At 73.4% G+C, this 12,828-nt stretch carries 11 protein-coding genes; 4 read left to right on the top strand and 7 right to left on the bottom strand.

Annotated elements, in window-relative coordinates:
- Positions 1–164: 164 nt before the first annotated feature.
- Positions 165–992: a hypothetical protein gene (locus HG542_RS01200; RefSeq protein WP_227724978.1), complete on the top strand. Its 828-nt coding sequence runs from the start codon at positions 165–167 to the stop codon at positions 990–992.
- Positions 993–1,012: 20 nt separating this feature from the next.
- Here HG542_RS01200 and HG542_RS01205 read toward each other — a convergent pair whose 3' ends face one another.
- A complete protein-coding gene (locus HG542_RS01205; protein ID WP_171078071.1) occupies positions 1,013–1,714 on the bottom strand; it encodes a GntR family transcriptional regulator in 702 nt (233 codons plus the stop codon).
- Positions 1,715–2,075: 361 nt separating this feature from the next.
- Here HG542_RS01205 and HG542_RS01210 point away from each other — a divergent pair, with 361 nt between their 5' ends.
- Positions 2,076–3,152: a DUF2637 domain-containing protein gene (locus HG542_RS01210; protein ID WP_171078072.1), complete on the top strand. Its 1,077-nt coding sequence runs from the start codon at positions 2,076–2,078 to the stop codon at positions 3,150–3,152.
- A 35-nt stretch (positions 3,153–3,187) separates the two neighbouring features.
- On the opposite strand, the gene HG542_RS01215 is transcribed toward HG542_RS01210, so the two are convergent.
- From HG542_RS01215 to HG542_RS01240, 6 genes are all read right to left on the bottom strand, one after another.
- Positions 3,188–3,712 (bottom strand): ATP-binding protein, encoded by a 525-nt coding sequence (locus tag HG542_RS01215; protein ID WP_171078073.1) that lies wholly within the window; start codon positions 3,710–3,712, stop codon positions 3,188–3,190.
- Between the two features lie 131 nt (positions 3,713–3,843).
- Positions 3,844–5,982, bottom strand: a complete 2,139-nt coding sequence (locus HG542_RS01220) for a protein phosphatase 2C domain-containing protein (protein ID WP_171078074.1) — start codon at positions 5,980–5,982, stop codon at positions 3,844–3,846.
- An 84-nt stretch (positions 5,983–6,066) separates the two neighbouring features.
- Complete coding sequence (locus HG542_RS01225) at positions 6,067–6,564, bottom strand: methylated-DNA--[protein]-cysteine S-methyltransferase (RefSeq protein WP_176606094.1); 498 nt, start codon at positions 6,562–6,564, stop codon at positions 6,067–6,069.
- 35 nt (positions 6,565–6,599) lie between these two features.
- On the bottom strand, positions 6,600–8,060 hold the full coding sequence (locus HG542_RS01230; RefSeq protein WP_171078075.1) for a DNA-3-methyladenine glycosylase 2 family protein: 1,461 nt from the start codon (positions 8,058–8,060) through the stop codon (positions 6,600–6,602).
- An 89-nt stretch (positions 8,061–8,149) separates the two neighbouring features.
- The gene (gene rsgA / locus HG542_RS01235) at positions 8,150–9,274 is read right to left on the bottom strand and encodes a ribosome small subunit-dependent GTPase A (protein ID WP_171078076.1); all 1,125 of its coding nucleotides are present in this window, start codon (positions 9,272–9,274) and stop codon (positions 8,150–8,152) included.
- A gap of 206 nt (positions 9,275–9,480) precedes the next feature.
- On the bottom strand, positions 9,481–10,659 hold the full coding sequence (locus tag HG542_RS01240) for a YihY/virulence factor BrkB family protein (protein WP_171078077.1): 1,179 nt from the start codon (positions 10,657–10,659) through the stop codon (positions 9,481–9,483).
- Positions 10,660–10,895: 236 nt separating this feature from the next.
- Between HG542_RS01240 and HG542_RS01245 the strand changes: the two genes are divergently transcribed.
- Both HG542_RS01245 and HG542_RS01250 read left to right on the top strand, forming a co-directional pair.
- Complete coding sequence (locus HG542_RS01245; protein ID WP_229922768.1) at positions 10,896–12,140, top strand: helix-turn-helix domain-containing protein; 1,245 nt, start codon at positions 10,896–10,898, stop codon at positions 12,138–12,140.
- 51 nt (positions 12,141–12,191) lie between these two features.
- Positions 12,192–12,800, top strand: a complete 609-nt coding sequence (locus HG542_RS01250) for a GNAT family N-acetyltransferase (protein WP_171078078.1) — start codon at positions 12,192–12,194, stop codon at positions 12,798–12,800.
- Positions 12,801–12,828 lie beyond the last annotated feature (28 nt).

Here is a 12,828-nt window from a genome sequence, read left to right on the forward strand (position 1 = left end):
GGCATGCTCGCACCGGCGCCGTGCCGTCGCCAGCGATTTTCCCGGACGCCCCCGACGATTGTGAATTGGTTCACACTTACCTCTTGGCTGCGCCTGCCCGCTCGTGCTGAGATGCGCTCGGGCTTCCAGCTCGACGGCGCGCTCGGAGACTTGGGGAGGGGACTGTGGCGGAGACCGCCATGCGGAATTCCGGACTGCCGGAGCCGAGAGGGCCTCACGGCGGGGAGGATCCCCCCGAGCCCCCCTGCGGGCAGGGCGGCGACCCGCTCGACCGTGCGGTGTGGCGGCTGCGGTCGCGCGCCTGCTGGGACGACGCCGCCGCGCTGCTGGCCCCGCACGCCACGGAGGGGGCGGAGGCGGCGCAGCGGCGCACGGCGGTGCTGATCGAGCAGTGCATGTACACGGGCCGGGGCTGGGAGCCGGCCGAGGATGCGCTGCGGACCGCCGAGGCGCTGGCCGGTGACGACGAGGAACGCGGTGCGGCCGCGTGTGAACGGGGTCATCTCGCGTACGCGTCCACTCTTTTGGGCGTACGCGACCGGGCCGACGAGGCGCGCTCCGCGCTCGGGCGGGCGGCCGCGCTGCTCGGGCCGCAGTCGCCCACGCGGCCGCTGCTGGACTTCCGCCGGGGCCTGATCGCCCAGCACCTGTCGGAGAACCCGGGCGATGCGACGGCGGCGTTCGAGCGGGCGCACGCGGGGGCCACGGCGCGGGGGCAGCGGCTGCTCCTGTCGTTCACGTGGCGCCATGTGGCGGCCATGGCGGAACAGGACGGGCGGCTCAGCGAGGCGCGTTATGGATTTACGGAATCCCTCCGCATTCGCGAGGAGTTGGGATACCTCGTGGGGATTGCGCCCGCTTTGGCATCATTGGCGGCGGTGACGGAGGACGAAACCGAAGCGACACGGCTCCGCCGGGAGGCGGGGCGCCTCGTACGCCTGCTGGGCGGGGTGCCGACGTGGCTGGCAAGACGACTGGGGGTTGCCCCGTAAGGGGCGCGGGGAACCCGCAGCTACCCGTGGACGTGCCGCCTGAGAACGTCCTCGACCCGCCCCACGTCGCCGGACGCCAACGCATCGAGCAGCACAAGATGCTCAGCCGCGTCCCGCGTGAGATCCGTGGCAGGCACCCTCCGCTGCACCCCCTCGGCAACCAGCACCAACTGCCGGTTCCCGGCGAGCGCCAGAAGCGCACCGTGAAACGCCCGGTCCGCCTCCGCATAGGCGGCCCGGTCCCCGCACACCGCCACCGCGGCCGCCCGCTCGGCCAGCGGCCGCAGCCCGGCCCAGCACCCCGCGGGCGCGGCACCGGCCAGCCGCAGCACGGCGGGGATCTCCAGGAGCGCGCGGACCTCGGCGAGCTCGGCCAGATCGCGGTCCGTCCGGCTGGCCACCCGGAAACCGCGGTTGGGGACGACCTCGACGGCGCCCTCCAGGGCCAGCTGCTGCATCGCCTCGCGCACCGGTGTCGCGGACACCCCGAACCGTTCGCCGAGCACGGGCCCGGAGTAGACCTCGCCGGGCACGAGCTCGCCGCTCACCAGCGCCTTGCGGAGCGCGTCCAGCACCTGGCCTCGCACGGAGTACCGCTGGGGGGCCCGGCGCGCCGGGCGCTCGTACGCCTCGTGGGCCGCCTCATGGATCGCCTCGTGGACATGCTCGCCGCGGGCGTCCGCCTGCGCGGGCACGGCGGCGTGGGGTCTGCCCTGCTCCATCCGGTCCTCCTGGTGTCCAAACGGAACCATAGGCGGCGGATCCGGCAGTTCAAACCCGGACCCATCCGGATAAGGTAAACCTTACCTATTCCACGCCTGACCACTGCGGCACCTGCCCTCTCACGAGTGACACGAACCGCACCGGCCGACTGTCAGCACGCCGAATCGACTACGCCACCCCTTCGAGTGGATTTATTAGAACCCAAATCCCTTGCCCCTGACCGGTGTTCGAAAATTTTCACACCTATCCGTATGTCTTTGGCCTCCATTGGCGGCGAGTTGCCGCGATCCCCTATGGCGCCCGGCGCGATTCCGTCAGGATGGCGCGCGAAACGCCGTACTGCGATGCAAGGGACGCAAGATGAGAGTGACCGACATACCGCTGAATTGGGCGCTCCCCAGTGCCGTGGCGTTCCTCGGGGCAGTGGTGGCGGTGACGGTGTACGCGCGCGGCCGGCACGCCCGCCCCGAGGAGGCCGCCGCAGGCTCGGACTCCTGGGAGCGCAGCGAGGAACGCAGACGCCGCAAGGAGGCCATCTACGGCAGCGTCTCGTACGTCCTCCTCTTCTGCTGCGCCGCGGTCGCCGCGGCCCTCTCCTTCCATGGCCTGGTCGGCTTCGGGCAGCAGAACCTGGGGCTGACGGACGGCTGGGAATATCTGGTGCCCTTCGGTCTGGACGGCGCGGCCATGTTCTGCTCGGTCCTCGCGGTGCGCGAGGCCAGTCACGGCGACGCGGCGCTCGGCTCCCGGATGCTGGTGTGGACCTTCGCGGGTGCGGCGGCCTGGTTCAACTGGGTGCACGCGCCGCGGGGGCTGGACCATGCCGGGGCACCCCAGTTCTTCGCCGGCATGTCGCTGTCGGCCGCGGTGCTCTTCGACCGCGCGCTCAAGCAGACCCGCCGGGCGGCGCTGCGCGAACAGGGGCTGGTGCCCCGCCCGTTGCCGCAGATCCGGATAGTGCGATGGCTGCGGGCGCCGCGCGAGACCTTCGGCGCCTGGTCGTTGATGCTCCTGGAGGGCGTACGGTCGCTGGACGAGGCCGTCGAGGAGGTCCGCGAGGACAAGCGGCAGCGGGCACAGCACCGGATGCGCCGCCGCGAGGCGGGCAAGCTGGAGCGGGCCCGGATCAAGGCGTACAACCGGCAGAACCGGGTGTGGGGCCGCATGCGCGGCGGCCGTCAGGTGGAGGTCGCCGCGGCGTCCGTGCCGCCGCCCGCCCAACCGGCGCAGCTCGGCGGTTCGGAGCCCTCCATAGCCGACCCGGGGCAGTTCCCCGTGCGCTCCCGCCCGCTGCAGTCGGTGGGCGGCCCGGGACCGATCGACCTCACCGCGGAGGACGACACCCAGGCCATCCCCCGGCTCGACTCGCTGGAGGCCAAGCTCGCGCAGATCGAACGCGATGCCCGGCTGGGGCAGGGCGATCGGAAGCTCGGCTGAACCGGCAACAGGAGCCCTGAGCCTTCTCCTTCGGCTCAGGGCTCCTGTGCGTCCGCTGCGCCCAGTGCGTCCAGCTCGAACCACACCGCCTTGCCCACCCCATGGGCCTGTACGCCCCAGGCGTCGGCCAGGGAGTGGACGAGCAGCAGGCCGCGCCCGGACGTCGCCTCGGACATGGGGTCGCCGTCCGGGATCCGTACCCGCAGCGTCGGATGGCGCGGCACGAGGTCCCGTACCTCCACTCTCAGCCGCCCCTTGGTGGCCGGCGACGAACCGCCGCCCGCGAGCCGGGCGGTGACGACCGCGGGGCCGTCGGTGTGCACCAGGGCATTCGTCACCAATTCACTGGCCAATAACTCCGCGAGGTCCGCCCGCCCCGGCTCCCCCCAGGCGGCGAGCATGTGCCGCAGGGCCGCGCGGACTTCCGCGACGGCCGCCACGTCCCGGTGCCGCAGGCGTCTTTCCCATATCGGCTCCGCATCCCACCGGTCGATTTCCCCCGCGTCTCCCGGACCGTCGCCGCTCTCCGCGCCCGCCCACTGTGCAGTCCGCCGTTTCATGCTTTTCGGACCCGCCCCCTCCCGGCGCCCGGCGTCGAACACGCTCACGCCAATGCATGCCCCGGGAGCAGCGGACCGACGCCTGTCGACTGCATCAACATGACGTTCGGAATGTTCGGAAACGAAACTTCCTACGCCTCCCACACGGTGCACGCGGTGCGGTCGTCGGCGTAGCCCTTGACCCGGAGTTGGGTGTCCGCCAGATACGCCGCCAGTCCGGGCGGCTCCTCGCAGGCCCAGCGTTCCGCGAGCCGGATGCCCAGCTCCGGTTCGCCGCGCAGGGGTTCGGCGAGGCCCGTGGTGCACACCAGCAGGGCGTCCCCCGGCCGGGAGATCGAGGCGCGGAAGCGGAACGGTTCCCCCGGCACCTCCGCCGGGTCGATGACGTGTGCCGTGCCGGGGGTGGCGATACCGAGGTCGATGGTGATCCGGTCGCCGGGGCCGTACGGGACGGAGGGCTCGGCGGCCAGGGGTTCGGGCGGGGACGGGTCCGGGTCCAGGTCCTGCCAGGCACCCGAGCGGAGCCGGAACAGGCCGCCCGTGCCGACCCCGAAGAAGACCCGCGTCCGGCACCGGGGGTCGCCGGGCAGCAGCAGACAGCGCAGCGAGGCGCTGTACTCGGCGGCGGGCAGGCCGAGTTCGGCGGCGCGGGCGCGGAGCCGCCCGTAGGAGCGGTCGGTCAGCCGGTGCAGCCCGGACTTCAGCTCGCTGCGCCGGCCGTTGTGCAGGTCCTCGGACAGCCGGGCATGACTGCGGCCTACGGAACCGGCGATCCAGGTGCAGATGTCGCGCGCCGCGCGGTGCGCGCCCTCGGCGGCCCGGGCCCCGCTGGCCATGGCGACGAGCAGCAACGCGTCGTCCCCCGTCCCGAACCGGGCGGAGAGCAGGGCGTCGCGGCGCGGCTCCCCGCGGTAGCGGGCCGAGTCGCCGCGCAGCGAGACGGCGCGCAGCGTCATGGCGCCGTACCGGGCACCGTCCAGCACGGTGTCGGGCACGAGATCGTCCAGGCTGCCGGGGTCGGCCCCGGGCCATGAGGTGGGCTCCGCCTCGTAGGTGGGCGGGCCCTGGCCGATGAAGTCGGCGGTGTACGAACGGGGTCCGCGGCGGCGGACCGGCGGCGGGGGAACCTCCGACACCTCGATGACATCGTGCCGGGCGGTGGCTTCGGAGACGGCCGGGGCGACGACGGAGGCGGTGACGACAGCGACTTCGGAGGAGGGAGGCGCGGCCGGTGCCGCGGGGGTGGCCGGGACGAGGGGCATTCCCGGTACCGGCGAGACCTCCGGCGCGTCGAACAGTTCGGGGGTGACCACGGGCCCGAGTGCCTCGGCGGGTTCGGGCGGGGCGGGCGGTTCTGCGGATGCGACAGGGTCGGGAGATGCGGGAGGTGCAGGAGGCGCAGGGGGTTCGAGGAGTTCCACGGGTTCGGCGGGGCCGAGCAGTTCGGCCGGGTCGACGGGCTCGGTGGGTTTGTCCACGGTGGACGGTTCGACCGCGGACGGTCGAGGTGTTGACGGTTCGCGCCTGGACGGTCGGGGTGTGGCGGTTCCGGATTTCGACGGTTCGGGCTTGGGCGGTTCGGGCCTGGAAGGTTCGGACCTGGCCGGTTCGGGCGGGGCGATCGGCCCGACGGGGTCGACCAGTTCACCGACTTCGGGGGTCTTGGCGGGTCTGGCCGCCCTGGCCGGCCGGGCGGCTTTGCCTGCAGGCGTCCGCATGGGTTTGGCGGGCTTGGCAGGGCGGCTGCCGGTGTTCTTGGGGGCGTTGGCCACCGCCCCCCGGCCGCTGTCCGCCTTGGCCGGCTTGTCGGCCTCCTCGGCTGTGGCACCCCCGCCCGCCTCGGGCGCGGGCGGCGAGGACGGCGGGCGCGCGCTCTGTTCCTCCGGACGGGAGCGCCGGGTACGGACCAGCCGCTCCGAGCCCCGGGGCGGCGGCAGTTCGACCCGGCCGGTGAGCAGGGGCGGCGGCGGGGGCGGCGGATACGGCACGGGGAGCGAGTCGCGGAGCACTCCCCAGCCCGTCGACTGCCGGGGCACTCTGCGCGCGAGTTTGGGCGGTGCGGACGGGGAGGACGCAGCCGCGGGGACGACCGGCGGCTCGGACGCCCGGGGCCGGGGCGGTTCCGCTCTCACCACTGCCGCGGCGGAGGTGAACCGCTCGTCGAGGCTGTCTCCCCCGGTGACGGGGCCCGTATCGGACGCGCTTCTGCCGTACAACTCTCGCCACCAGGCGTCCTCTTGTCCGGCGAGATCGTCCCCACGCTGGTCCATGCCCTTATTGTCCACACTGAGTGGCATACGGGAAGAGTGCACGGCCAACACCACCCCAGGGGGTGGAGCGGCGCATGAGGCGTGTCAGGTCAGGGAACCCTCCAGTTTCAGCAGCATCTGCTTGCGCTCCAGCCCTCCGGCGTAACCGGTCAACGAGCCGTCCGCGCCGATCACCCGATGGCATGGGATCAGGATCATCAAGGGGTTGGCGCCGACGGCACCCCCGACCGCCCGTACGGCGGCGCGCGATGCGCCGATCCGCCGTGCGATCTCGCCGTAGGTGGTGGTCACACCGAACGGAATGGTGTCCAGTTCGTCCCAGACCTTGCGGCGGAACTCGGTCCCGCCGGTGTCGAATTCCAGGTCGAAGTCCTCGGCCTCCCCCGCGAAATAGGCCGCCAGCTGCCGTTCCGCCTCCGCGAAGGCCGAGGGGTCGCGCCGCCAGCCGGGCTGCACGGCCGGGGCGTTCTTCTGGCCGGGGACGGAGAGGGAGGTGAGGGCCGTGCCGCCGGGGGCGGTGGCGGAAGGGCGGCCGGTGATGAGCAGTTGCCCGAGCGGGCTGTCGATCTCGGTGTAGAGCATGATCGGATTTCCTTCGTGGTGTGTGCGTCTGCGCGTCAACCGGCCGTCAGGGCGGGCGCGTTCCAGAGGTGGTGCACGGCGTACGAGCGCCAGGGCCCCCAGGCCGCGGCGTCCGCCGGTGCGGCACCGACGGCGGCGAGGCCGTGGCGCACACCGGCGTCGCCCTGCAGGAAGACGTCCGGGTCGCCGAGCGCCCGCATCCGGATGTAGCCGGCCGTCCACGGGCCGATGCCGGGCAGGGCGAGCAGCGCCTGCTGGGCGGCGTCCCGGTCGGCGCCGGGATCGAGCCGGACGGTGCCCTCGGCGAGCGCCTCGGCCACCGCGCGCAGGGCACGCCGGCGCGAGTCGGGCATGCCGAGCTCGTCCAGCGCGGCGCCGGCCAGGGTGCCGGGGTCGGGGAAGACGTGGGTGAGCCCGCCGTCGGGTGCGGCGAGCGGCTTGCCGTACGCGGCGACGAGCACGCCGCCGAGGACGGCGGCCGCGGCCACGCTCACCTGCTGGCCGAGCACGGCCCGTACCGCGAGCTCCTCGGCGTCCGCCGCGCCGGGCGAGCGCAGCCCGGGGCGGGCCGCGACGAGCGCCCTCAAGTGGGGGTCGGCGCCGAGGCGTTCGGCGACGGCCCAGGGATCCGCATCGAGGTCGAACAGGCGGCGGATGCGCTGGACGGCCGTCGACAGGTCGCGGGGATCGGTGAGGTGCAGCCGGCAGTCGAGCCAGGCACCGTCACCGTGGCGCGGCTCGTGGACCTCCGCGATGCCGGTGCCGTACGGGAGCCGCAGGGTGCGGCGGTAGGTGCGGGCGCCGGGGGCGCCGGTCGTCTCCTCGATGCCGGGGATGACACGGCGCCGGAGAAAGCCGAAGATCTCGTCCGCGGCGTACGGCCCGCGGTGCGCGAGCCGCAGCGGGATCCCGGCCGCGGACTCCCTGGCGGAGGCGGGCCGGCCCGGGCGGGCGCGCAGGGCGCTGGGGGTGGCGGCGTAGACCTCGCGGATCGTGTCGTTGAACTGCCGCACGCTCGCGAACCCGGCCGCGAAGGCGATCTCCGTGACCGGCAGGTCGGTGGTCTGCAGAAGCGTGCGGGCGGTGTGCGCGCGCTGGGCCCGCGCGAGGGCGACGGGCCCGGCGCCCAGCTCCTGGGTGAGCTGGCGGTGTACCTGGCGGGAGCTGTAGCCGAGGCGCCCGGCGAGCCCGGCGACGCCTTCGCGGTCGACGACACCGTCGCCGATGAGCCGCACGGCACGGCCGACCAGGTCGGCCCGGACGTTCCACTCGGCGGACCCGGGCACGGCGTCGGGCCGGCAACGCCGGCAGGCCCGGAACCCGGCGCCCTGGGCGGCCGCGGCCGAGGGATAGAAGCACACGTTCTCGCGCTTCGGGGTCACGGCGGGGCAGCTGGGCCGGCAGTAGATGCCGGTGGTCTTGACGGCGGTGAAGAACGCACCGTCGAAACGGGCGTCTCTGCTGCGGACCGCCTGGTAGCGGTCGTCGTCCTTCATGCCATCCAGTCTGCGACAGGCCCGGGGCGCGGACTGGCGGAAATCGGACGTGGTGGTGGGGCGCCCCGTGCGCCCCAGCCCGCGCCCCGTCAGGGGCGCGGCAAAACCTGGCGTGAACGCCCCCGCTTGTACTCCATGGCCAGGCGCCCGGCCGCCTGCTTCGCCTTCCAGTCCCGCCTGATCTCCGCCCGGAGCCGCACATCCGTGCGCGAGGCGATCCACTCGTTCTCCCGCACCAGCTTGCGGTAGCTGTCCAGGCGGCGCTGGTGGAGTTCGCCTGTCTCCACCGCCGCCAGGACCGCGCACCCCGGCTCGGCCGCGTGCGCGCAGTCGTGGAAGCGGCACCGCCCGGCCAGGGCCTCGATCTCCGAGAAGGTCCGGGCCACGCCCGCCCCGGCGTCCCACAGACCCACGCCGCGCAGGCCGGGGGTGTCGATCAGGACGCCGCCCGCGGGCAGCGGCAGGGGCAGCAGATTGCGGGTGGTGGTCGTGTGACGGCCCTTGCCGTCCCGGTCGCGGGTGGCCTGCACATCCTGGACCTCGGCGCCGACGAGCGCATTGGCCAGCGTGGACTTCCCGGCACCGGACTGGCCGAGCAGGACGGACGCGCGGCCGCCGAGGACGGCGGCGAGGACGTCCAGGCCCTCGCCGGTCTCCGCGCTGACCGCCAGCACCTGAACGCCCGGCGCAGCCGCCCCGGTGTCGGCGACGAGGTGGCCGAGGACCTCGGCCGTGACGAGGTCGGCCTTGGTGAGGACGACCAGTGGTTCGGCCCCGCTCTCCCAGGCCAGGGCCAGGAATCTTTCGATGCGGCCCAGGTCGAGGTCGGCGGCGAGCGAGACGGCGACGATCGCGCAGTCGGCGTTGGCCGCGAGGATCTGCCCCTCGGACCGTGAGGAGGAGGTCGAGCGGACGAAGGCGGTGCGCCGCGGCAGCAGCGCCCGTACATGGCCGGAGGCGAGGTCGACGGCGGCCCAGTCGCCGGTGCACATGATGGCCACCGGGTCGCCGGTGGTGACGAGTGCGGTGTCGGCCAGGACGTGCCGGACGTCGTCGCTGTCGCCGTCGGCGACGACGAGGTCGCAGCGGCCGCGGTCGACGCGGACGATCCGCCCGGGCGTCAGCCCCTCGGCGGCGTGCGCCGAGAAGTCAGCGGCAAAACCCTCGTCCCAGCCGTATCGGACGAGGGGGTGTTGAGCGGTGTGCTCGGACAAGACAGTGCCCCTTGAGGAGGGAGGTGGAATGAACGGACTTCCGGGTACGGGCCATGACAGTCATCGGTCCCGACCTCCTTCCTGGGGTACGTGCGTGTGCTCGACGAGCGTATGCGGGGGCAGAAGCGCCCCGCCAATGATTTTTCCGCGCCCCGTCAGGGGCGCTGGGGGTACCCCCGGCGGTAGCCGGGGGAGGAACTGCGCGACTAATCGCGCCGTTTGGCGTGCTTCGGCTGATGCGGCTCCCCCTTGTGGAGCCTGGACCGCAGGTCCTCCGGCGGCAGGAACTGCGCCCACCGCTCCGGGAATTCCGACGGCGGCTCCCGGTCCCGCCCGGCGGCCCCCTCGTCCGGGAGCTCCTCGTAGAGGTCCTCGTCGTCCATCGCCAGTGCCAGCGCGGCCCGTTCGGCGGCCGTGCGCGCCGCGAAGGCCTCCCGCTGCCGGTCGACCTCGGCACGCCCCGCGGCCGTGGCGACCGACGGCCACACCCGGTCGAGGGCGGCGTTGACCGCCGCCCCGACGAGCACCGCGAAGGCCGAGACGCCGATCCACAGCAGCACGGCGACGGGCGCGGCGAGGGAGCCGTAGATGGTGGGGCCCTCCACGGTGTGGGTGAGGTAGATGCGCAGCAGAAGGCTGCCGATCACCCACATCGTCAGGGCGACGAGCGCGCCCGGAATGTCCTCCTGCCAGGGCGAACGGACCGGTACGGACACGTGGTAGAGCGTCGTCAGGAAGACGATGGACAGCACGGTGACGACCGGCCAGTACAGGTACTGAATGGCGTCGGCGCTCCACGGCAGGATGTCCGTCAGGGTCTCCGGCCCGATCACCATCAACGGCAGGGCGACCGCCCCGATGAGAAGGGCGACGACGTAGAGGCCGAAGGCCAGCAGCCGCGTGTGGACGATGCCGCGCTTGCCCTCCAGGCCGTACATGATGGTGATCGTCTCGACGAAGACGTTCACCGCCCGGGAGCCGGACCACAGGGCGATGGCGAAGCCGACCGAGATGACGTCCGGGCGGGCGCCCTTGATGATGTCGTCGAGCAGCGGGCGGGCGATCTCCTTGACGCCCTTGTCGGACAGGACGGTCGCCGACGCGGAGAGGATGTTGTCCCGGATGCTCTCGATGGTGTGCGTGCCGCTCCAGGAGTCGAAGTAGCCGAGCAGGCCGATGAGGCCGAGCAGCAGGGGCGGCAGCGACAGCAGCGTGAAGAAGGCTGCTTCGGCGGCGAGTCCGGTGACGCGGTACTCCATGCAGGAGTTGACCGTGTCCTTCAGGAGCAGCCACGCCATCTTGCGTTTGGAGACGTTCCGGTAGAGGGCCCGTGCCCTGTGGAGCCGTCCGGGCTGCCGCGCCGGTGGTTCGTTTGCTGCCTGCACGCCCTAACCGTATAGGCCGCGGACGGGTGCATTCACCCGGCGCCCGGCAGGCGGGCGGCCTGCGGCGGCGGCGCCGGGGAGCCCGGCGGAGGGTGATGCTGCGCCGACTCGGCACCACCCTCCGACCGCTCGTCAGTCACCTTCCGCCCGGGGCAGGGGCGTTGGCAACGGTTGCACAGCGTTGCAATCTCGCGGATGCTCCTGCGGCCGGCGCCCGGCGGCGGCACCATTGCAGCGTGAACCCCAGACCAATCGACGCTGCGCTGCTTCCGGCGATCCGGGAGGCGGCGCTCGCCGGCTCCGGGCCGCCGCTGCGGCCACGGCCGCTGATCGGCCGGTCGTGGCAGCGGGTGCGCGGCCACGGGCTCGATCCGGAGTCCGGCCGGCCCGTGACGGTGCTGCCGGCGGACGAGCTCGAGCACTGCCGGCACGTGTCGGGACTCGCCGATCTCCTGCCGCTGCTGCGCGAAGGGCTGGCCCCGGCGTGCGACGCGGAGCGGCAGCTGACGGTCGTGACGGACCCGAAGGGCCAGGTGCTGTGGCGGGAGGGCGGGCCGGCGCTGCGGCGGAGCGCCGACCGGCTGGGGTTCGAGGTGGGTGCGTGCTGGACCGAGGAGACGGTGGGGACGAACGGCATCGGCACGGCGCTGGTGGAGGACCGGCCGGTGCAGGTGCACTCCGCGGAGCACTTCGTGCGCTCGCACCACTCCTGGACGTGTGCGGCGGCCCCGCTGCACGATCCGCGCAGCGGGCGGACGCTGGGGGTGCTGAACGTCAGCGGGCCGGCGCCCGCGTTCAACCCGGCGACGCTGGCGCTGGTGACGGCGGTGGGCAAGGTCGCCGAGGCCGAGCTGCGGGCGCGGCACTGGGAGTCGGTGGACCGGCTGCGCGCGGTGGCGGCGCCGATGCTGGCCCGGATCCGCGGGCGGGCGCTGGCCGTGGACCGGGACGGCTGGACGGCGGCGGTGACGGGCATGGGCCCGGTCGGCCGGGTGGTGCTGCCCAAGGCGGTGCAGCCGGGCCCGGTATGGCTGCCGTCGTTCGGGCCCTGTTTCGTGGAACCCCTGCCGGACGGCTGGCTGGTGCGGCTGGAGGCGGCGGACGGTCCGGCCGCGCCGAGCCGGGTGGTGCTGGACCTGCGGGACCCGCGCAGCCGGACGGTGACGGTCTCGGGCGAGGCGGGCGACTGGTCGCAGGATCTCAGCCCGCGTCATGCCGAGCTGTTGTACGTCCTGGCGCTTCATCCGGCGGGGCGGACGGCGGCGGAACTGGCGGCCGACCTGTTCGGCGACGCGTCGCGCACCGTGACGGTACGGGCGGAGATGTCCCGGGTGCGGCGCACACTGGCGGGGGTGCTGGTGCACCGCCCGTACCGCTTCGCGGACGGCCTGGAGGTGAGCCTGCTGACGCCGGCACACCCGGCGGACCTGCTGCCGATGTCGTCGGCACCGGTGGTGCTTGCGGCGCGCACTTCGACGTGACGTGCGCCCCGTGAGGGGCACCGTGGTGGCCCCCGCGGCGAAGATGACACCATGAACGGCAACCGCACGCTGCGCGTCACCACTTGGTCCCTGGAACAAACCTCCCCCGACGACCTGGTCCCGGCCCACGAGCCGGACCCGCCGTCCGGGATCCGGATCGAACGGGCCGAGGTGCCCTCGCCCGAGTTCAGCCGGTACCTCTACACCGCCGTGGGCGGCGACATCACCTGGACGGACCGGCTGCCCTGGACGTACGCCCAGTGGCAGGCCCACCTGGAGCGGCCGGGGGTGGAGACCTGGGTGGCCTACGACCGCGGGACACCGGCCGGGTACATCGAGCTGGACCCGCAGTCCGAAGGGACGGTCGAAATCGCCTACTTCGGACTGCTCAGGCCCTTCCAGGGCCGCCGCATCGGCGGTCACCTCCTCTCCTTCGGCACCGCGCGGGCCTGGGACCTCGCCGACCGCTGGCCGGGCCGCGAGCGGACGAAGCGGGTGTGGGTGCATACGTGCAGCAAGGACGGCCCGCACGCCATGGCCAACTACGAGCGGCGCGGCTTCCGGGTGTTCGATGTGAAGACCGAGGAGGAGCCGGATGTTCCGCCTCCGGGCCCGTGGCCGGGCGCGTACGCCGGAACGGCTGCCGGAACAGCCGCCTGAACCAGCACCCGAACACGACGCGCCGTCT

Origin of the sequence: Streptomyces morookaense (genome assembly GCF_013030945.1) — a bacterium.
Classification (GTDB): Bacteria; Actinomycetota; Actinomycetes; order Streptomycetales; family Streptomycetaceae; genus Streptomyces; species Streptomyces morookaensis.